The organism is Amycolatopsis vancoresmycina (genome assembly GCF_000716785.1).
GTDB lineage: Bacteria > Actinomycetota > Actinomycetes > Mycobacteriales > Pseudonocardiaceae > Amycolatopsis > Amycolatopsis vancoresmycina.
This window is the reverse complement of the sequence record NZ_JNYY01000016.1, coordinates 399,060-417,272: the sequence shown is the minus strand read 5'-3', so window position 1 is coordinate 417,272 and position 18,213 is coordinate 399,060. Positions and strand designations below refer to the sequence as shown.

At 72.6% G+C, this 18,213-nt stretch carries 23 protein-coding genes; 15 read left to right on the top strand and 8 right to left on the bottom strand.

From position 1 onward, the window contains the following. Positions 1-125: 125 nt before the first annotated feature. The 5 genes from OO60_RS33665 to OO60_RS33645 form a co-directional block, all read right to left on the bottom strand. Positions 126-1,598, bottom strand: coding sequence for an alpha/beta hydrolase (locus tag OO60_RS33665; RefSeq protein ID WP_003096297.1), 1,473 nt, complete (start codon positions 1,596-1,598; stop codon positions 126-128). Further along, positions 1,595-2,410, bottom strand: a complete 816-nt coding sequence (locus tag OO60_RS33660; RefSeq protein WP_033262824.1) for a serine hydrolase domain-containing protein — start codon at positions 2,408-2,410, stop codon at positions 1,595-1,597. Before OO60_RS33660 ends, OO60_RS33665 begins: the two co-directional genes overlap by 4 nt. 82 nt (positions 2,411-2,492) lie before the next feature. Continuing rightward, the gene (locus tag OO60_RS33655; RefSeq protein WP_003096303.1) at positions 2,493-2,759 is read right to left on the bottom strand and encodes an HPr family phosphocarrier protein; all 267 of its coding nucleotides are present in this window, start codon (positions 2,757-2,759) and stop codon (positions 2,493-2,495) included. Positions 2,760-2,799: 40 nt separating this feature from the next. After that, the gene (locus OO60_RS33650; protein WP_003096307.1) at positions 2,800-4,035 is read right to left on the bottom strand and encodes a PTS transporter subunit EIIC; all 1,236 of its coding nucleotides are present in this window, start codon (positions 4,033-4,035) and stop codon (positions 2,800-2,802) included. Next, positions 4,032-4,820: a GntR family transcriptional regulator gene (locus OO60_RS33645; protein ID WP_003096309.1), complete on the bottom strand. Its 789-nt coding sequence runs from the start codon at positions 4,818-4,820 to the stop codon at positions 4,032-4,034. The genes OO60_RS33650 and OO60_RS33645 overlap by 4 nt, the downstream gene beginning before the upstream one ends. A 242-nt stretch (positions 4,821-5,062) precedes the next feature. Between OO60_RS33645 and OO60_RS33640 the strand changes: the two genes are divergently transcribed. Beyond that, positions 5,063-5,302, top strand: a complete 240-nt coding sequence (locus OO60_RS33640) for a PTS sugar transporter subunit IIB (RefSeq protein ID WP_033262862.1) — start codon at positions 5,063-5,065, stop codon at positions 5,300-5,302. After that, positions 5,299-5,754, top strand: coding sequence for a PTS sugar transporter subunit IIA (locus OO60_RS33635; protein WP_003096313.1), 456 nt, complete (start codon positions 5,299-5,301; stop codon positions 5,752-5,754). The genes OO60_RS33640 and OO60_RS33635 overlap by 4 nt, the downstream gene beginning before the upstream one ends. A gap of 69 nt (positions 5,755-5,823) precedes the next feature. Here the strand turns inward: OO60_RS33635 and OO60_RS33630 are convergent, their stop codons facing one another. After that, positions 5,824-6,261, bottom strand: a complete 438-nt coding sequence (locus tag OO60_RS33630) for a QcrA and Rieske domain-containing protein (RefSeq protein ID WP_003096315.1) — start codon at positions 6,259-6,261, stop codon at positions 5,824-5,826. 105 nt (positions 6,262-6,366) lie between these two features. On the opposite strand from OO60_RS33630, the gene OO60_RS33625 reads away from it, so the two are divergent. The 10 genes from OO60_RS33625 to OO60_RS33580 all read left to right on the top strand — a co-directional run bounded on the left by OO60_RS33625 (position 6,367) and on the right by OO60_RS33580 (position 14,842). Further along, positions 6,367-6,735: a hypothetical protein gene (locus OO60_RS33625; protein WP_003096318.1), complete on the top strand. Its 369-nt coding sequence runs from the start codon at positions 6,367-6,369 to the stop codon at positions 6,733-6,735. A gap of 4 nt (positions 6,736-6,739) precedes the next feature. Next, a complete protein-coding gene (locus tag OO60_RS33620; protein ID WP_081655915.1) occupies positions 6,740-7,252 on the top strand; it encodes a sigma-70 family RNA polymerase sigma factor in 513 nt (170 codons plus the stop codon). Continuing rightward, entirely contained in the window at positions 7,249-7,899 is a 651-nt protein-coding gene (locus tag OO60_RS33615) for an anti-sigma factor family protein (RefSeq protein WP_003096324.1), read from the top strand. The genes OO60_RS33620 and OO60_RS33615 overlap by 4 nt, the downstream gene beginning before the upstream one ends. A gap of 424 nt (positions 7,900-8,323) precedes the next feature. Next, complete coding sequence (locus OO60_RS33610) at positions 8,324-8,944, top strand: prepilin peptidase (RefSeq protein WP_003096339.1); 621 nt, start codon at positions 8,324-8,326, stop codon at positions 8,942-8,944. 43 nt (positions 8,945-8,987) lie between these two features. Continuing rightward, positions 8,988-10,175, top strand: a complete 1,188-nt coding sequence (aroC, locus tag OO60_RS33605) for a chorismate synthase (protein WP_003096341.1) — start codon at positions 8,988-8,990, stop codon at positions 10,173-10,175. Then, positions 10,172-10,696 carry a shikimate kinase gene (locus OO60_RS33600; RefSeq protein WP_205624220.1) on the top strand — a complete coding sequence of 175 codons (525 nt, stop codon included), beginning with the start codon at positions 10,172-10,174 and terminating at the stop codon, positions 10,694-10,696. Before aroC ends, OO60_RS33600 begins: the two co-directional genes overlap by 4 nt. Positions 10,697-10,704: 8 nt before the next feature. Beyond that, positions 10,705-11,817, top strand: a complete 1,113-nt coding sequence (aroB, locus tag OO60_RS33595) for a 3-dehydroquinate synthase (RefSeq protein WP_003096345.1) — start codon at positions 10,705-10,707, stop codon at positions 11,815-11,817. Next, positions 11,814-12,245, top strand: a complete 432-nt coding sequence (aroQ, locus tag OO60_RS33590; protein WP_003096347.1) for a type II 3-dehydroquinate dehydratase — start codon at positions 11,814-11,816, stop codon at positions 12,243-12,245. Before aroB ends, aroQ begins: the two co-directional genes overlap by 4 nt. After that, on the top strand, positions 12,242-13,147 hold the full coding sequence (locus tag OO60_RS33585; RefSeq protein ID WP_003096348.1) for a GNAT family N-acetyltransferase: 906 nt from the start codon (positions 12,242-12,244) through the stop codon (positions 13,145-13,147). The genes aroQ and OO60_RS33585 overlap by 4 nt, the downstream gene beginning before the upstream one ends. A gap of 216 nt (positions 13,148-13,363) precedes the next feature. Further along, entirely contained in the window at positions 13,364-14,842 is a 1,479-nt protein-coding gene (locus tag OO60_RS33580) for a glycoside hydrolase family protein (RefSeq protein WP_003096349.1), read from the top strand. Between the two features lie 83 nt (positions 14,843-14,925). Here the strand turns inward: OO60_RS33580 and OO60_RS33575 are convergent, their stop codons facing one another. Further along, the gene (locus OO60_RS33575; RefSeq protein WP_003096351.1) at positions 14,926-15,315 is read right to left on the bottom strand and encodes a B-4DMT family transporter; all 390 of its coding nucleotides are present in this window, start codon (positions 15,313-15,315) and stop codon (positions 14,926-14,928) included. Positions 15,316-15,407: 92 nt separating this feature from the next. Between OO60_RS33575 and OO60_RS33570 the strand changes: the two genes are divergently transcribed. The 3 genes from OO60_RS33570 to nusB are packed head-to-tail and all read left to right on the top strand — an operon-like array spanning position 15,408 to position 17,561. Continuing rightward, positions 15,408-16,496 carry a M24 family metallopeptidase gene (locus OO60_RS33570; RefSeq protein ID WP_003096355.1) on the top strand — a complete coding sequence of 363 codons (1,089 nt, stop codon included), beginning with the start codon at positions 15,408-15,410 and terminating at the stop codon, positions 16,494-16,496. 46 nt (positions 16,497-16,542) lie between these two features. Next, positions 16,543-17,106, top strand: a complete 564-nt coding sequence (gene efp, locus OO60_RS33565; protein WP_003096358.1) for an elongation factor P — start codon at positions 16,543-16,545, stop codon at positions 17,104-17,106. Further along, entirely contained in the window at positions 17,106-17,561 is a 456-nt protein-coding gene (nusB, locus tag OO60_RS33560; RefSeq protein WP_003096361.1) for a transcription antitermination factor NusB, read from the top strand. Before efp ends, nusB begins: the two co-directional genes overlap by 1 nt. Positions 17,562-17,646: 85 nt before the next feature. On the opposite strand, the gene bldD is transcribed toward nusB, so the two are convergent. After that, positions 17,647-18,135, bottom strand: a complete 489-nt coding sequence (bldD, locus tag OO60_RS33555) for a transcriptional regulator BldD (protein WP_003096372.1) — start codon at positions 18,133-18,135, stop codon at positions 17,647-17,649. Positions 18,136-18,213: the final 78 nt, after the last annotated feature.

The window sequence follows — 18,213 nt, the reverse complement described above, 5'->3', positions numbered from 1 at the left end:
AAGAAGACCGGGCCTCTGCTGGTTGTGATCATGATGTGGTGTCTAGATCACTAGCAGAGGCCCGACCCATACCCACAGACGGCATCAAAAACAGGCTCTAACACTGTTTCTCACTCACGAGCGGGTCAGGGGAACGGGACGGTGTCGGGTGCGCAGGTGGTGCCGGCCGCTGGGGTGGCCAGGTCCGCCAGGTACCGCACCACGGCGGCCGAGGCGCACGCGCTCGGGACGTCCAGGGAGGTGTGGCCGTAGCCGTCCACGACGAGCACCCGCCCGTCGCCGAGTTCCGCCGCCGTCGCCTCGGCGTTGTGCAGGGGCGTCGCCGGGTCGAACCGGTTGTTCAGCACCAGGACCGGGTTCCGGCGCGGCCGGTTCCACGGCCCGGTGTACCGGTCTTCGTCGCGGGCCGGCCAGCCGGCGCACTGCGCCATCGAGTACACCGCGCCGAGCCCGAAATACGGCTGCCGCGCGCTTTCCCGGGCGGCGAGGGCGGCGTAGTCCCCAGGCGACTGCGGGTTGTCGCTGTCGAGGCACTGGACGGCCAGAAAGCCGGGGGAGTGCACCGGCACGTACGGGTCGAGGACCGGCGACGCGGCGCCCGGGTCCGCCGGCATCGCGGCCAGGGTCTGGGCGAGCCGCTTCCACCGGCCGGACTGGTACAACGCGCTGCTGACGGTCTTCATAAGGGAGCCCACGCCCGGCCCGCGGGAGGCGTGCGCGAAAATCCCGGCGAATTTCGCCTTCGGATCGCCGCCGGAGAAGGCACACTTGGGCCCAGCCGCGGCGCAGACCGCGAAGAACTCGTCCAGCTCCTGCTGCTGGGCCCCGGCGACGTCGGCCCGCACGTCCACCGGCTGGTGCTCCTGGCCCGGTTTTCCGGTGGCGTTCGCGACGAGGTCCAGCGTGCCGTCCAGCGTCATCGCGCGGACCTTGTCCGGGAACAGGTTCGCGTACGTACCGCCGAGGTAGGTGCCGTAGGAGTACCCGTAGAAGTTCAGCGAGGCGTCCCCGACGGCCTGGCGCAGCAGCTCCATGTCCCGGGCGACGTTCGCCGTGGAGAGGTGGCTCAGCAGGGCGCCGCCGGCCGCGCAGGCCTTGCCGGTCGCCGCCGCGGCGGCCCAGAACGCCTCCGGCTGCCGCAGCGGCGATCCGGCCGGCTGGTCCGCGCCGGGGCAGCTGACCGCTGCCGAGCCGCCGATCCCGCGCGGGTCGAAGCTCACCAGGTCGAACCGGGCGCCCAGCTCGGGCGGGTAGCGGGCGGCGAACCGCGTCAGCTCGCCGACGCCGTCGGTGCCCGGGCCGCCGAAGTTGAAGAACAGCGAGCCGAGCCGCCGTCCCGGGTCGCCGGCCGGCAGCCGGATCACGGCCAGCGAGAGGGTGGCGCCCTGCGGCTCGCGGTAGCTCAGCGGCACGGCCGCGGCCGCGCACTGGAACTGCCCGTGGCACGGCGTCCACCGCAGGACCGGGACCGCGGCGCCGTTCGTGCCGAGCGCCGCGGGAGCCTCCGGTGCGTCCGGGGACGTCGTCGGTGCGGGTGCGGCCTGGGGCGCGCTGCAGGCCGCGAGCAGCAGGAGAGCGGCGAGGAGGACCCGCTTCACGCGCCCAGGTCCGCCAGCACGGCGTCGGTGTAGCGCGGCCAGACCTCGGCGGCCCACGGGCCGAACGCGCGGTCGGTCAGCGCGACGCAGGCCGCGCCCGCGTCCGGGTCCACCCAGAGGAACGTGCCCGACTGGCCGAAGTGGCCGAACGTCCGCGGCGAGCTGTGCGCGCCGGTCCAGTGCGGGCTCTTGTGGTCGCGGATCTCGAAGCCGAGGCCCCAGTCGTTGGGCTTCTGGTGGCCGAACCCGGGCAGCACGCCGGAAAGCCCGGGGAACACGACGTTCGTCGCTTCGGCGACGGTGGCCGGGTCGAGCAGCTTCGGTGCCTGCAGCTCGGCGGCGAACGCGGCCAGGTCGTCCACTGTGGACACCGCGCCGGAGGCGGGCGAGCCGTCCAGCGTGGTCGACGTCATGCCGAGCGGCGCGAACAGCGCTTCGGCCTGGTACTGCGCGAAGGGGATGCCGGAGTGCTCGGCCAGCGCGTCGGCCAGCTGCTCGAACCCGGCGTTGGAGTACAGGCGCCGGGTGCCCGGCTCGGCCATCGCCTTGTGCGCGTCGAAGGCGAGCCCGGAGGTGTGGGCCAGCAGGTGCCGCACGGTCGAACCCTCGGGGCCGGCCGGGGTACCGAGCTCGACGACGCCCTCTTCGATCGCGATGAGGGCGGCGTAGGCGGTCAGCGGTTTGGAAACCGAAGCCAGCCGGAACTTCCGCGCCGTGTCGCCGTGGCTGCCGACGACGTCTCCGCCGGCCGAAACCACGGCCGTCGCGGCGTTGTCCACCGGCCACTCGTCGATCAGGCGCACACTCTCCATGCCGCCAGCCTACGAAACGCCGCGAAGGCCCCCGCACCGGCTGTCGGGGAGCCGGTGCGGGGGCCTTCGCGGGGGTGGTGCCTCAGGCGTCCAGGTCGGTGGCGACCAGCTGGGCGACCGCTTCCACGGCCTCCTCGGCGCCCTCGCCCTCGGCGCTGATGATCACCTCGTCGCCGTAGCCGGCGGCCAGGGTCATCAGGTTGAGCACGCTGCCGGCGGCCACCGGGTTCCCGCCGGCCTTGGCGATCTGCACCGCGACGGGCTGCGCCGCGGCCGTCTTCGCCACCAGCGCGGCCGGCCGGGCGTGCAGCCCCACCTTGCTGGCCACGGCGACGCGTTTCTCCGGCATGTTCGTCCTCTCCCTACGGTTTCCTACGTCGGTACGGATGTTACGCGGCGGCGGTGCGGTCGAGGTCGGCCTCGATCGAGTCGTCCTCGCGGCCCGGGGTCCGCAGGTTGAACTTGACGATCGCGAACCGGAAGACCACGTAGTAGATCACCGCGTAGACGAGCCCGATCGGGATCAGCAGCCACGGCTTCTGCGCCGCCGGGGCGCCGAAGTTGAGCAGGTAGTCGATCGCGCCCGCGGAGAAGTTGAAGCTCTGGTGGATGCCCAGCGCGTTGCAGATCGCCAGCGAGGTGCCGGTCATGATCGCGTGGAACAGGTACAGCGGCCACGCGACGAACATGAACGAGAACTCGATCGGCTCGGTGACACCGGTCAGGAACGAGGTCAGCGCGCCGGCGATCATCACACCGCCGACGACCTTCCGCTGCGCCGGGCGGGCCGTCTGCCAGATGGCCAGCGCGGCCGCGGGCAGGGCGAACATGAAGATCGGGAAGAAGCCCGTGGTGAACGCGCCCGCCGACATCTTGCCCGCGACGAAGTTGTTGATGTCACCGCCGTCGAAGATGAACCAGACCGGGACGTTCAGCAGCTGGTGCAGACCGACCGGGATGAGGAGGCGGTTCAGCGCGCCGTAGATGCCGCCACCGACGATCGGGGAGGCGGTGACCGCGTCGCCGGCGGACTCGATGCCGCTGTTCACCCAGTGGAAGACCAGGCCGAAGATCACGCCGAGGATCACCATGACGCCCGCGGTGATGATCGGGACGAACCGGCGGCCGCCGAAGAACGCCAGGTAGGCGGGCAGCTTGATGCGGTGGTACTTCTGCCACAGCAACGCTGCCACGATGCCGACCACGACACCGGCCAGCACCGAGTACGGCCACTTGATCGGCGCCAGCTCGGTCGCGCCCGCCTTGTAGCCGGGCAGGTCGCTCAGCGGGGCGAACACCTGGACGACGGCGCTGAACACGAAGAAGCCGACGACCGCTGCGACGGCGGTCGAGCCGTCGCCCTTCTTGGCGAAACCGACGGCGATGCCGACCGCGAACAGCAGCGGCAGCCAGTTGAACAGCGTGCCGCCCGCGGCGCCGAGCACCGAAGCGACCTTGTTCCAGCCCAGGCCGTCCTTGCCGAGCATGTCGTCCTGGCCGAACCGGAGCAGGATGCCCGCCGCCGGGAGCACGGCGATCGGAAGCATGAGGCTACGGCCGAAGCGCTGAAGACCGGCGAGACCGCTGCCGCTCTTCTTCGCCCCCTCCGCGGTGGTCGAACTCATCTGGATCCTCCATAGTGGGGTGGTTGACCGGGTTCCGGGGTGTTCCGGTCCAACTGCATGGTCACCTGGTAGTGATCTCCCCGGTACCAGGACGTGATGTCTTCGATCGGGTCGCCGTTCGCGCTGGAGACCCGCCGGAACACGAGCAGCGGGCTGCCGGCGCGCATGCCGAGCAGCCGGGCCGTCTCGCGGTCCGCGCCTTCGGCCCAGACCGTCTGCCACGCCTGGTCGGGACGCACACCGTACGTCTCGGCCAGCTGCGAGTAAATGGACTGGGTCAGGTCCAGTTCGAGCAGGCCGGGCGCCCGGCCCGCGTGGTACCAGCCGCGTTCGACGGCCAGTGGCACGCCGTCGGCGTGCCGCAACCGCACCAGGTGGTGCGCCGGAGCGCCCTCGGCCAGGCCGAGGGCGTGTGCCGAGGCGGTGGGCGGCACCTCGGTGGCCGCGGAGACCACCTCGGTCGTCGGGGTCAGCCCCCGCCTCCGCATGTCGTCGGTGAACGACATCAGGTAGAGCTGCAGCTCCATCCGCCGGGCCGCGGTGAACGTACCCTTGCCGCGGACCCGGGCGAGCAGGCCCTCCTCGACCAGCTTGCCGATCGCCGACCGGACCGTGAGCCGCGACACGCCGTAGCGCTGGGCCAGCTCGCGTTCCGACGGGATCGGCGCACCCGGCGGGAGCTCGCGCTCCACCGTGCGGCGGAGGATTTCCCGCAGCTGGGCGTGCTTGGGCGTGGGCCCGTTGACAACCTTGTCGGGCGGCGGGACGTGCGCGGCCGCGCTCATCGGCGTCACCCTCCTCGTTCTCGCGGCACCGGGGACCGGTGCTCGCATCCGGCCCGGAACATTGGTACGTTCCGGTCTAGACCAATGATCTGATGGGGCAGGATGCTCCGCTGCGAGGACGGGTGTCAACCACCGTTATCCGTTCGTGGCCCGCGGCGGGGTGCAAGCGGACGAACGGCGTAGTACAGGTGGACACGCGGTTCGCGTCAGGTTGGGAACAAACAGTGATCAAGGAGACCGCGATGGCGGATGACAGGCCCGAAAAGATCCTCGCGGCACTCGGCGGCGCGGGCAATCTCACCGAGGTCGAGGGCTGCATCACGCGGCTGCGCTGCGAGGTCGAGGACATGAGCCTCGTCGACGAAGCGGCGCTGAAGAAAGCCGGCGCGATGGGCGTGGTGAAGATGGGGTCGACGGCCCTGCAGGTGATCGTCGGGCCGGAGGCGGACACGATCGCCAGCGACATCGAGGACCTGCTGTGAGCCTGGAGATCCTCAGCCCGGTCGCCGGGCGCGTGGTGCCGATCACCGAGGTCCCGGACCCGGTGTTCGCGCAGGCCATGGTGGGCCCGGGCATCGCCGTGCAGCCTTCGGGCGGCCGCTCGGACGCCGTCGCGCCGGTCGACGGCACGGTCGCGACGCTGCACCCGCACGCCTACGTCGTGGCGACCGAGGACGGCAAGGCCGTGCTGGTCCACCTGGGCATCGACACGGTCAAGGAGAAGGGCGAGGGCTTCACGCTGCACGTCGTCAAGGGCGAGCAGGTGCGGGCCGGCCAGCCGATCGTCAGCTGGGACCCGGAGGCGGTGACCGCGGCGGGCTACTCGGCGATCGTCCCGGTCGTCGCGCTGGACGCGTCGGCGGAGGTGCTGTCCGGACTGGACACCGGGCGCGACATCGCGGCGGCCGGCCGGCTGTTCAGCTGGGACGCCTGAGTTCTCTCTGTCACACGCCGGGCCCTTGGGGACGATCGTCCACAAGGGCCCTTCGCGTGCGCCCGGCTCTCAGCCGGTCACGACCTTCCCGTTCTCGACCTTGACCGGCACGGACGGCAGCGGCTTGTTCGCCGGGCCCTGCTTGACCTCGCCGGTGAGCGCGTTGAACACCGAACCGTGGCACGGGCAGACCAGGTCGGCGCCCTTCGGCGCGACCGTGCAGCCCTGGTGCGTGCACACGGCGCTGAACGCGGCGGCGGCCGACTCGGACGTCCGGGCCACGATCACGTCCGAACCGTCCGGGGCCTTGGCGGCCTTCGCCTGGCCGACCGGGACGTCGGAGAGCGCGACGAGCGGCGTGCCGGCGGCGATCGGCGCCTGCGCGGTGCCCGACTTGGCGCCCGGCTCGGACGAGCAGGCGGAGAGCGCGACGGCGCCGACGGCGGCACCGGCGACGGCGGCGCCGGTGGACAGGACGGTGCGGCGGGAGTGCAGTTCGGCTGTCATGCCCTACTGAACGAGATCGGCACCCGTTCGGTTCAATTCCCGGTGAACCGGATCGCCCCCTGTTCCGTGTATCTACCGGAGTGGGTGTGGAGTGGAGGAACGATCATGGTGAGTTGGGTTCTGCGCATCGTCGTGGCGGCCGCGTTGCTGGGTTCGGCGGGCGTGCACTACTTCCTGTGGACAGAGGACTACCCGGGCATCGTGGGGCCGCTGTTCCTGCTCGACGCGATCGCCGGGCTCGTGCTGGCGATCGCGGTACTGGCCTGGCGGCACTGGCTGCCCGCGCTGGGCGCGTTCGGCTTCGGGGCCCTGACGCTCGGCGCGTACCTGCTGGCCGCGACGGTCGGGTTCGCCGGCAACCACGACCAGTTCAACAGCCAGCCGGAGTACTGGGGCGTCATCACGGAGGCGGTCTGCATCGTGGGCGGCCTGGCGCTGCTGTTCGTGAAGGACCGGCGCCGGGTCTCGGCCTGAATTCGTGGGAGAAGTCGCCGAAGAAGCGCTGATGCGCGCGTTGCACGAGGAGCACGCGGCCGCGCTGTGGTCCTACGCGCTGCACCTGACCTCCGGTGACCGGATCCGGGCCGAGGACGTCCTCCAGGAGACGCTGCTGCGGGCCTGGCGGTCGCCGTCGGTGCTGGACCAGTCGCAGGGCTCGGCGCGGGCGTGGCTGTTCACGGTGGCGCGGCGGATCGCCATCGACGGCTGGCGGTCGGCGTCGAACCGGTCGGAGGTGGTCACCGACCGGCCGCCGGAGGGCACGGTCGCCGACGGCACCGACCGCGCGGTGCAGGGCTGGCTGGTCGCGGAGGCGCTGGCCGAGCTGTCGGAACGGCACCGCGAGGTGCTGGTCCTGTGTTACTTCCACGGCTATTCGGTGGCGGACGCCGCGCTGAAGCTGGGCGTGGCCGAAGGGACGGTCAAGTCGCGTACGCACTACGCGTTGCGCGCGCTGCGGTTGGTGCTCGAGGAGAGGGGGGTGACCCAGTGAGCGAGGACCCGTTCGCGACGTTCGACGCCGCCTACGTGCTGGGCGCGCTGTCCCCCGAGGACCGGCAGCGCTTCGAGGAGCACCTGCGCACGTGCGACCGCTGCGCGGCCTCGGTCCGCGAACTGGCGGGCCTGCCGGGGCTGCTGGCCAGGGTCGACGCCCCGGCGGTGCCGCCCGACCTTGCGCCGCCCCCACCGGACCTGCTGCCGTCGGTGCTGCGCCGCGTCCGCCGCGGCCGCCGGATCCGCACGGCGGTGACGTCCGCATCGGCCGCGCTGGCGGTGTCGGCGTGCGTCGCGCTGGCAGTGGTGGCTTCGGCGCCTTCGCCCGCTCCGCCGCCTGCGCCGCCTGCGCTGGCGATGACGGCGCTGGGCGCGTTCCCGGTCCGCGCGGACGCCCGCCTCGACGCCTTCTCGTGGGGCACGCAGGTGGACATGTCGTGCAGCTACACGGGCGACCGCAGCAGCGGCGAGTACGTCCTGGTGGCGATCTCCCGCTCGGGGCAGGAGACGCAGCTGGCGACGTGGAAGGCGGTCCCGGACAACACGGCCCGCATCGTGATCGGCACGGCCCTGAAGGCTTCGGACCTGACGGCCCTCGAAGTCCGCACGGGAAGCGGCCTGGCCCTCCTCCGCCTGACCCTCTGACGGAGGGGATCCGGGCCGCAGGGGGCCCCGGATCCCCTCCCCCCAATCACCCAAGATGCCCCTCCAATCACGCGAGATGCCTCCCCAATCACGCGAGATACCCCTCTAGTCACGCGAGTTCCGCTCCCAATCACGTGAGTTGCGGCTCCAGTCACGCGAGTCGTCCGTCTGGGTACGCGAGTTGTCCGTCTGGGTACGGAAGCTGACCCAGCCGGCGCGCGAGTCGACCTTCCAATCACGCGAGTCGACCGTCCAAGTACGCGATCCGGCCCCACCAATTCAGCGAAGCCCAGCCCTCCGCGCCCCCGAAGCCCCGCCGCGGCCGTCGCCCACAGGAGTGATTCCGGGCCGAAAACGTCGCGAACCCTCCGTTCGCGGAAACCGGTGATTGCCCCGCTCGTCCCGGCCGCAGCAGGCTGGATCCATGACCTTCCCGCTCCTCGTCACCACCACCGCGGCGGCCACCGGCGCCGCCACCGCACCCGCCACCGCGGCCCTGCTGAAGCGCGCCTCTGCGCCGATCCCGCTGCCCCTCACCGCCGTCCTGGCCGCCCTCGGCGTGGCCGTCGCCACCTCGCGCTGGCTCGCGGGCGGCTGGTCCGCGTCGTGGCTGCCCGTGCCCGTCCTGCTGACCGTTGTCGCGGTCCCGCTCGCCCTCGCCGACCTCCGGCACCTCCGGCTGCCCGACGTCCTGACCCTGCCTGCCTACCCGCTCTTCGGCACCGCCGTCGGGGCCGCTTCGCTCGGCGGTGGCGGGCCGTCACACGCCCTCCGCGCGGCTGTCGGTGCCGTGCTCTTCGGCGGCGCGCACGCCCTGGTCCGCCGGAGGGCGCCGGGCAGTCTCGGCGCCGGCGACGTCAAACTGTCCGGCAGCCTCGGCGTCGTGCTGGGGGCCGCCGGGTGGGCCGCCCTCGCGGCCGCGGCCGTCCTGGCTGCGCTGTTCAGCCTGGCCGTCGCCGCCGTGCGGCGGAACCCGCGCGTTCCCCACGGGCCCGCGCTGCTCACCGCCACCTGGCTGTGCGCCCTCTTCCCCGGCTCGGCATGACCGGAGGCATGCCCCGCACCCCGCCCGTGACAGGATTGAGCCCATGTTGCGCTGGATCACCGCAGGTGAATCGCACGGACCCGCGCTGGCCGCCGTGCTCGAAGGCATGCCCGCCGGGGTCGCCGTCACCACCGCCGACGTCACCGAGCAGCTCGCCCGGCGCCGGCTCGGCTTCGGCCGCAGCCCGCGGATGGGCTTCGAGACCGACCACATCGAGTTCCTCGGCGGCGTCCGCCACGGCCTCACCCAGGGCGGCCCGGTCGCCGTCCACATCGAGAACGCCGAGTGGCCCAAGTGGGAACAGGTCATGGCGGCCGACCCGGTCGACCCGCAGGTGCTCGAAGGCCTCGCGCGCAACGAACCGCTCACCCGGCCCCGCCCGGGCCACGCGGACCTGCCCGGCATGCAGAAGTACGGCTTCGACGAGGCGCGTCCCGTCCTGGAGCGCGCGAGCGCCCGCGAGACGGCGTCGCGGACCGCGCTCGGCACCGTCGCGCGCAACTTCCTCCAACAGCTGCTCGGCGTCGAGATCCTCAGCCACGTCGTCTCCATCGGCGGCGCCGACGCGCCCGAAGGGCCGCTCCCGCAGCCGGGTGACCTGCCCGCCATCGACGAAAGCCCGGTGCGCGCGTTCAGCCAGGAGGGCACCGACGCGATGGTCGCGGAGGTCGACGCCGTGCGGAAGGCGGGTGACACCGTCGGCGGCGTGATCGAGGTCCTCGCCTACGGCCTTCCCCCGGGCCTCGGCTCGCACGTCCACTGGGACCGGCGCCTCGACGCGCGGCTGGCCGGCGCCCTGATGGGCGTCCAGGCGATGAAGGGCGTCGAGGTCGGCGACGGCTTCACCACCGCCCGCCGCTGGGGCAGCCAGGCGCACGACGAGATCGATCGCGGCACCGGCCCGGTCGGCGTCACCCGCCGGTCCAACCGCGCGGGCGGCCTGGAAGGCGGCATCACCAACGGCGAGCCGCTGCGCGTCCGGGTGGCCATGAAGCCGATCTCGACCGTCCCCAAAGCACTGTCCACAGTGGACGTCAAGACCGGTGAGCCCGCGGTGGCCATCCACCAGCGGTCCGACGTCTGCGCGGTGCCGCGCGCCGGGGTCGTGCTGGAGTCGGTGGTGGCGCTCGTCCTGGCCGACGCCGCGCTGGAGAAGTTCGGCGGCGACTCGCTCGCCGAGAGCAAGCGCAACGCCGAGGCGTACCTCAAAGCCCTCGAGGAGCGCTGGTGAGTCCTCGCGCGGTGATCGTCGGCCCGCCCGGCTCGGGCAAGAGCACGGTCGGGCCGCTGCTGGCGGCTTCGCTCGGCGTCGCGTTCCGGGACAGTGACGACGACATCGTCGCGTGGGCCGGGCGCAGCATCTCCGACATCTTCGCCGAAGACGGCGAACCCGCCTTCCGCGCACTGGAAGAAGCGGCGGTCGCCACCGCGCTGGCGGAGCACGACGGCGTGCTCTCCCTCGGCGGCGGCGCCCCGCTCACCCCGGGCACCCGGGCGCGGCTCGCCCGGCACACCGTGGTTTTCCTCAACGTCGGCCTGGCGGCGGGGGTGCAGCGCACCGGGCTGTCCTCCGCGCGGCCGTTGCTGGCCGGGGTGAACCCCCGCGCCACCTTCAAGAAACTGCTCGACGAGCGGGTGCCCGTCTACCGCGAGGTCGCCACCGTCGAGATCGTCACCGACGACCGGTCGCCCACCGAGATCGTCGCGCACCTCGTGGCGGAGCTCGCCGCTCCCGCCGAAGCCAAGGAGTGAGTCACCCCGTGTCAGATCCGGTGCGCATCCCGGTCGCCACCGCCCAGCCCTACGACGTCGTGGTCGGGCGCGGCCTGCTCGGCGACCTCACCGAGCACCTGGCCGACGCCTCGAAGATCGCGCTGATCCACCCGCCCACGCTGACCGCCACGGCCGAGGCCATCCGCGACGAGCTCAACGCCGCGGGCCTCGACGCCCACCGCGTCGAAATCCCGGACGCCGAGGACGGCAAGTCGCTGACCGTCGCGGGCTTCTGCTGGGAGGTGCTCGGCCGGATCGGGCTGGACCGCCGCGGTGTCGTGGTCGGCCTCGGCGGCGGCGCGGTCACCGATCTCGCCGGGTTCGTCGCGGGCACGTGGATGCGCGGGGTCCGGCTGGTGAACGTGCCGACCACGCTGCTCGGCATGGTCGACGCCTCGGTCGGCGGCAAGACCGGCATCAACACCGAGGCCGGCAAGAACCTCGTCGGGGTGTTCCACGAGCCGAGCGCGGTGTTCGTCGACCTCGCCACCCTGGAGACGCTCCCGCCGAACGAGCTCGTCGCCGGGATGGCCGAGGTCGTCAAGACCGGCTTCATCGCCGATCCGCGGATCCTCGAACTGATCGAGGCCGGGCCGGCCGCGGCGCTCGACCCGGCCGGCGACGTCCTGGCCGAGCTGGTGCGCCGGTCGATCCAGGTCAAGGCCGACGTGGTGGCCGCCGACCTGCGCGAGTCCGACCTGCGGGAGATCCTCAACTACGGGCACACGCTCGGCCACGCCATCGAGCGCCGCGAGCGGTACCGCTGGCGCCACGGCGCCGCGGTCAGCGTCGGCCTGGTGTTCGCCGCCGAGCTGGCGCGGCTGGCCGGCCGGCTCGACGACGCCACGGCCGAACGCCACGCGTCCGTGCTGAAGCTGCTCGGCCTCCCGACGACCTACGACGCCGACGCGCTGCCGCAGCTGCTGGAGACCATGAAGGGCGACAAGAAGACCCGCTCGGGGGCGCTGCGGTTCGTCGTCCTCGACGGCGTCGGCAAGCCCGGCCGGCTCGAAGGCCCGGACCCGGCGCTGCTGGCGGCCGCGTACTCGGCGATCGCGGCGGAGACGCCGACCCGCAGCGGCGGGAGCGTCCTGCTGTGAAGACGTTCGTGTTCAACGGCCCCAACCTCGGCCGGCTCGGCAAGCGCGAGCCGTCGGTCTACGGCTCGACCACCCACGACGATCTCGCGGCGCTGTGCGTCAAGACCGGCGACGAGCTCGGGATCGAGGTCGAGGTCCGGCAGACCGACTTCGAGGGCGAGCTGGTCGGCTGGCTGCACGAGGCCGCCGACGGCGGCAATCCGGTGGTCCTCAACGCCGGCGCGTGGACGCACTACTCGATCGCGGTCCGCGACGCCGCGGCGCAGCTGACCGCGCCGCTGATCGAGCTGCACATCTCGAACGTGCACAAGCGGGAGGCGTTCCGGCACCACAGCGTGCTTTCGGACATCGCGACCGCGGTGATCGCGGGTCTCGGCGTGGACGGCTACCCGCTCGCCCTGCGCTGGCTCGCCACCCACGCGGGATGACCCTGCTGGCGACGCCGCGGCTGACGCTGCGGCCACTGACCGAGGCGGACCGCGAAGCCGTGGTGAAGGTGTTCGCCGACCCGGAGATGAGCCGGTACTTCGCGGCGGACTTCTCCGACCCAGCCACGGCGAGCGCGATGGTGGACCGCCGCCTCGCCTACCGCGGCCCGGCGGGCCAGGGCCACTGGGTGATCGAGCGCGACGGCGAGGTGATCGGCGTCGCGCACCTGCGGCCGTCGTGGGAGCTGCCGGGCGAGGTGCCCGAGCTGGGCTACTACGTCGCGGGCGCGCACGCGGGACAGGGCCTGGCCACCGAGGCCGCCCGCGCGCTGCTGGACCACGGGCTCGGCACGCTCGGGCTCCCGGCGGTCTGGGCACTGGTCCACGAGCGGAACGCGGCGAGCCGACGGGTGGCCGGCCGCCTGGGGTTCCTGGACGTCGGCAGCGGCGTCCACTACGGCGACCTGCACCGGGTGCTGGTGGCGCTGCCGGCGGTGCACGGGCGGCCGCACCACGTCGAGCTGTGGGTGCCGGACCTCGCCGAGGCGGAACGCAGCTGGGGCTGGCTCCTCGGCGAGCTGGGCTGGCGCGAGTTCCAGCGCTGGCCGGCGGGCGTGAGCTGGCGGCTCGGCGCGACCTACGTGGTGGTCGAGGAGTCGCCGGGCCTGAGCGCGGCGCAGCACGAGCGCACTCGGCCGGGCCTGAACCACCTGGCGCTGCACGTGGCCACCCGAGCCCAGGTCGACGCCCTGGCAGCCCGGGCGCAAGGGCACGGCTGGCGCCCGCTGTTCGCGGAGAAGTACCCGCACGCGGGCGGCGCCGCCCACTACGCGGCTTACCTGGAGAACGAGTCCGGGTTCGAGGTCGAGCTGGTCGCGGCGGAGGGTCCCGTCGCCCCTTGAGCCGGCCGCGCCGCAACGTCGCGAATGACTCATTCGCGACCTCGGACGTCCCGAATGAGTCATTCGCGACGTTCGAGCCGGGGTGGCTGCCCGAGCCGGGCTGTCTGGATCGGATGACACCCGAGCGGGAGCGCCGCCGCCCGGACGGGTGGGCTCTCGCTACACTCCGGTGCCGTGTGCCCGTTTCGTCGTGGGGGTCGGCGACCCGCTCGTGCCTTGTTCGCCAGCGTGCTGGCGGGGCTGCTGCTCGCGGGCTGCACCCAGGGTTACGCCCAGCCCCAAGCGGCGGGGGAGCAGCCTGCCATCGCCGGCGGGAAGACCGCCGCGCCGCGGCCCACCGATGTCAAGCTCGCTTCGGGTGACCCCCGGCAGAGTGGTGGCGTGATCGCCGCCGGTGGGGCGGATGCCGTCTACAACTACGGTCCCTCCGTCATGCTCGACCGCGGGCAGACCCGGATGTGGTGGTGCAGCCAGTACGGCGGCGCCGGGCCCGCCGGCGACGACATCCTCTACGCCCAGGCGCAGTCGATGGACGGCCCGTTCGCCGGACCCGGCGGCGGCATTCCCGCGGCCGTCTTCTCGGGTGCGCCCGGGCAGTTCGACGGCATGCACACCTGCGACCCGTCCGTCCTGCGCGTCGGCTCGACGTACTACCTGTACTACACCGGCGCCGCCGGGGACCACGCGCTCGGCAACGCGATCGGGCTCGCCACCAGCCCCGACGGCGTCCACTGGACGCGGGCCGCGGGCGGGCGGCCGATCCTCGGGCCGTCGCACGACGTGCACCGCGCGAACGTCTACGGGGCCGGGCAGCCCTCCGTCGTCTACCTCGACGGCTGGTTCTACCTGATGTTCACCGACACCACCGGCCGCGCCGCGGGCGCCAACGGCGCCGGGCAGTTCCTGCTCCGCTCGCGCGACCCGGCGTTCGGCTCCGGGGTGCAGGCCCTGGACGTCGGCGGGTTCGTGCCGGTCGCGTCGACGTCCGGGCCGCGGGCGCGGTCGATCGTCGACGGCTTCAGCGCCGACCTGATGTGGGTGGGCGCGCTCGCCGCGTTCGTCGTCGCGCACGAGACCGACGGCGGCACGACGCTCACCTTCTGGACGGCGGACTTCACCGAGCACCCGTTCCAGCCGGTGGTGATCCCCGGGCCGTGGCAGGAGGGGCCGGGGCTGGTGCGCCGCGCGGACGGGCACGCGCCGCTGTCGTCGGCCGACCCGTGCGACCGGGTGCCGTTCGACGTCGTGCGCGCGACCACCCTCGGCGGCGCGAACGCGCCGAGCGACCTGCGGCACTTCGGGCTGGACCTGCTGGGCAGCCAGGCCTGCGCGAACCCCGGCCGGGTGGCCGCGACGTTCGACGGCGTGACGGCCCCCTCGCCGGAGCGCACGATGGACCTGGTCCGGGCGGGCGCGCGCGTGCGGGTGGACCGGCGCACGGTGGCGGTGGCCCTGGCCGGCGAAGTCCTGGAGAAGGCACCCGCGGCACTGGCGACGCTCCCGGTGACGGCCAGCCTGCGCCCGGGCGCGGAGGCGGTGGAGGCGCCGGACCGCGGCTTCGCGTTCGTGCTGGACGACCGGAAGCGCTGGCGGGTCCCCGACGGCGGCATCGTGGGCAACAACGCCTCGACGGCCCGCCCGGTCAGCAGCGCCCAGTGGGACGCCTACCCGAAGGGCGCCTCCCTGGTCGGCTGAGCGCCCGGCCTCGTGAGTGGTAAGGCGAGTTAGAACGCGCCTTACCACTCACGACCAGCCGCGGCAGAGAACCAAGGCGCGAACTAGGCTCGCGGCTCCTCGCCGGACTTGGGCGACCGCCCGATCCGCCCGCCGACGAACAACCCCAGCCCGGCCGGGATCAGGACCAGCAACGCCGAGAACGCCGCTCCGCCCGTCAGCGCTCCGCCCAGCTCCGACACGCCCGTCTGGTCCACGAACACCGCCCGGCCGATCACGTACAGGATCCCCGCCACCGGGCCCGCCACCAGCGCCGCGATGAACCACACCCGGCCGCGGTCCGGGAGGCCGCGCCACGCGTCCAGCGCGCTCCACAGCGCCGCCGCCCCGACCAGGACCGCCAAGGCCAGCGAGACCACCAGCGTCTGGTCCGTCGGGTGGTAGACCGCGTACTTGGCCAGCAACGTGATGGCCGCGCCGTGCAGCACCGCCATCCCCAGTCCGCGAATCACCCAGGCGCTCATCCTGCGGAGTGTAGGCGGCCTACTGGCCAGTCACCCGGCCCCCGGGGAACTAGGGTGAACCCGTGCCTGAAACTCATGGACGACGTCGTACGGCGCTGCGCGGGCTCCTGACCGGAGCCGGTGTCGAGGCGCTGCTGGTCACCGATCTGCTCAACATCCGCTACCTCACCGGCTTCACCGGCTCGAACGCCGCCGTTCTGCTCCACGCCGACGGCGACGCCAAGACGCTCTTCTGCACCGACGGCCGCTACACCACCCAGGCCGCCGCCGAGGTGCCCGACCTCGACACCGTCGTCGACCGGGCCAGCGCCGCCGCGCTCGTGGCCCGCGCCGCGAAAGACACCAAGACCTACGGGCGGGTCGGCTTCGAAAGCCAGCACGTCAGCGTCGAGACCTACGAAGCCCTGAAGCAGCAGGTGCCCCTCGAACGCACCCCCGGCCTGGTCGAGCAGCTGCGCGAGGTCAAGGACGAGGCCGAGATCGAGGCCCTGCGCCAGGCGTGCGCCGCCGCCGACCGGGCACTGGACGACCTGCTCGCCGCCGGGGGGCTGCGGCCCGGGCGGACCGAGCTGGAAATCGCCCGTGACCTGGAGAACCGGATGCTGGAGCACGGCTCGTCCGCGCCCAGTTTCGCCTCCATCATCGCCGCCGGCGCGCACTCCGCCATCCCGCACCACCAGCCGACGCACGCCGAGCTCAAGCGCGGTGACTTCGTGAAGCTGGACTTCGGCGCCACCGTCGACGGCTACCACTCCGACATGACCCGCACGTTCGTCCTCGGCGAGCCCGCGGACTGGCAGCGGGAGGTCTACGACCTCGTCCACGCGGCCCAGGCGGCGGGCGTCGACGCGGTCGTGCCGGGCGCCGATGTGTCCCATGTGGACGCCGCCGCGCGGGACGTGATCGAGGACGCGGGCCACGGCGAGCACTTCGCGCACGGTCTCGGGCACGGCGTCGGCCTGCAGATCCACGAGGCGCCCAGCTTCGCCGCGACGGGCGTCGGTACACTGGCCGCCGGTATGGCGGTCACCGTCGAGCCCGGCGTGTACCTCGCGGGGCGCGGTGGCGTGCGCATCGAGGACACGCTCGTCGTGCGGGCTGGGGAGCCCGAACTCCTCACCCTGAGCACCAAGAACCTCGTGGTCGTCTGACGGCGGCCCCGAACACCGGAAGATCGACACAGGAGACTGCAAGCTCGTGGCCACGACCAACGACCTGAAGAACGGGCTCGTCCTCAACCTGGACGGCCAGCTCTGGACCGTCACCGCGTTCCAGCACGTCAAGCCGGGCAAGGGTGGCGCCTTCGTGCGCACCACGCTCAAGCACGTGCTCACCGGCAAGGTGGTCGACAAGACGTTCAACGCGGGCACGAAGGTCGACACGGCCACGGTGGACCGCCGGAACATGACCTACCTCTACAAGGAGGGCCAGGACTTCGTGTTCATGGACGGTGACACCTACGACCAGATCACCGTGCCGGCCGAGGTCGTCGGCGACAACGCCAACTACATGCTCGAGAACACCGAGGTCCAGGTCGCGGTGCACGAGAACGAGCCGCTGTACGTCGAGCTGCCGACGTCGGTCGAGCTGCTGGTCCAGCACACCGACCCGGGCCTGCAGGGCGACCGCTCCACCGGCGGCACCAAGCCGGCGACGCTGGAGACCGGCGCGGAGATCCAGGTCCCGCTGTTCCTGTCCACCGGCGAGAAGATCAAGGTCGACACCCGCGACGGCCGTTACCTGGGCCGCGTCTCCAGCTGATGCCGACGTCGAAACCCCACCCGAACCGCGGCGGCGCGATCAGCCGCAGGCAGGCGCGCCGCCGCGCGGTGGAAATGCTGTACGAGGCCGCGCAGCGCGACACCGACGCGGTGACGCTGCTGGCCGACCGGGTCGGCGCGACCGACGTCGACCCGATCGCGGACTACACGATCAGCCTGGTCGAGGGCGTCACCGGCCGGAAGGCCCGGATCGACGAGCTGCTGGCCGAGCACGCGCAGGGCTGGACCCTGGAGCGGATGCCGAAGGTCGACCTCGCGGTGCTGCGGGTCGGGGTCTACGAGCTGCTCTGGGCCGAGGACGTGCCGGACCCGGTCGCGATCGACGAGGCCGTGGGCCTCGCGAAGGAACTGTCCACGGACGATTCGCCGCGGTTCGTCAACGGCGTGCTGGGCCGGATCGGCACGATCGCCGACCGCCTCCGCGCCGTTCTCTGAGTGTCGCGAGCCCCCCGACGAAGTCAGTGAGCGTCTCCGGTGCCCCACCGGGAACGCTCACTGCGTCGGTTTCGCGCACCCGCGATCAGTCCTCCTTGGAAGGACGCGCCTCCGGCGGGAGCACACCCCAGTCGATGAGCTGCTCGGTCAGCTCGCCCGGGGTCATGTCGTAGATGATCGCCAGGGACCGCAGGTCCTCGGTGCGGATCGAGAGCACCTTGCCGTTGTAGTCGCCGCGCTGGCTCTGGATGGTGGCCGCGTAGCGGGCCAGCGGGCCCACCTTTTCGGCGGGCAGCTGCTGCAGGCGCTCGAGGTTGATCACGATCTTGGTGGCGGGCTCGGCACCGGAGGGGACCCGGCCCTCGGGCAGCAGCTCGACCACCGGCACACCGTAGAAGTCGGCCAGCTCGGCCAGCTTCTGCACGGTGACGGCGCGGTCGCCACGCTCGTACGAGCCGACGACGACGGCCTTCCAGCGCCCACCGGACTTCTGCTCGACCCCGTGCAGGGACAGGCCCTGCTGCTGGCGGATCCCGCGGAGCTTGGCCCCGAGCGCCTTGGCGTAATCGCCCATCTGGTCGTTCTCCGTTCTTCACCCCCTCCCGGTCGAGGTGACCGGGCCGGGGGACTCGCTGAGTCGAATACTCAGAGT

Coding starts and splice junctions, on each gene's coding strand:
- OO60_RS33610 (WP_003096339.1), top strand. CDS start 8,324: ATGACCTTCCCGCTCCTCGTCACCACCACCGCGGCGGCCACCGGCGCC.
- OO60_RS33630 (WP_003096315.1), bottom strand. CDS start 6,261: ATGACAGCCGAACTGCACTCCCGCCGCACCGTCCTGTCCACCGGCGCC.
- OO60_RS33660 (WP_033262824.1), bottom strand. CDS start 2,410: ATGGAGAGTGTGCGCCTGATCGACGAGTGGCCGGTGGACAACGCCGCG.
- nusB (WP_003096361.1), top strand. CDS start 17,106: ATGCCGACGTCGAAACCCCACCCGAACCGCGGCGGCGCGATCAGCCGC.
- OO60_RS33655 (WP_003096303.1), bottom strand. CDS start 2,759: ATGCCGGAGAAACGCGTCGCCGTGGCCAGCAAGGTGGGGCTGCACGCC.
- OO60_RS33640 (WP_033262862.1), top strand. CDS start 5,063: ATGGCGGATGACAGGCCCGAAAAGATCCTCGCGGCACTCGGCGGCGCG.
- OO60_RS33625 (WP_003096318.1), top strand. CDS start 6,367: ATGGTGAGTTGGGTTCTGCGCATCGTCGTGGCGGCCGCGTTGCTGGGT.
- aroC (WP_003096341.1), top strand. CDS start 8,988: ATGTTGCGCTGGATCACCGCAGGTGAATCGCACGGACCCGCGCTGGCC.
- OO60_RS33645 (WP_003096309.1), bottom strand. CDS start 4,820: ATGAGCGCGGCCGCGCACGTCCCGCCGCCCGACAAGGTTGTCAACGGG.
- OO60_RS33585 (WP_003096348.1), top strand. CDS start 12,242: ATGACCCTGCTGGCGACGCCGCGGCTGACGCTGCGGCCACTGACCGAG.
- bldD (WP_003096372.1), bottom strand. CDS start 18,135: ATGGGCGATTACGCCAAGGCGCTCGGGGCCAAGCTCCGCGGGATCCGC.
- OO60_RS33650 (WP_003096307.1), bottom strand. CDS start 4,035: ATGAGTTCGACCACCGCGGAGGGGGCGAAGAAGAGCGGCAGCGGTCTC.
- OO60_RS33575 (WP_003096351.1), bottom strand. CDS start 15,315: ATGGCGGTGCTGCACGGCGCGGCCATCACGTTGCTGGCCAAGTACGCG.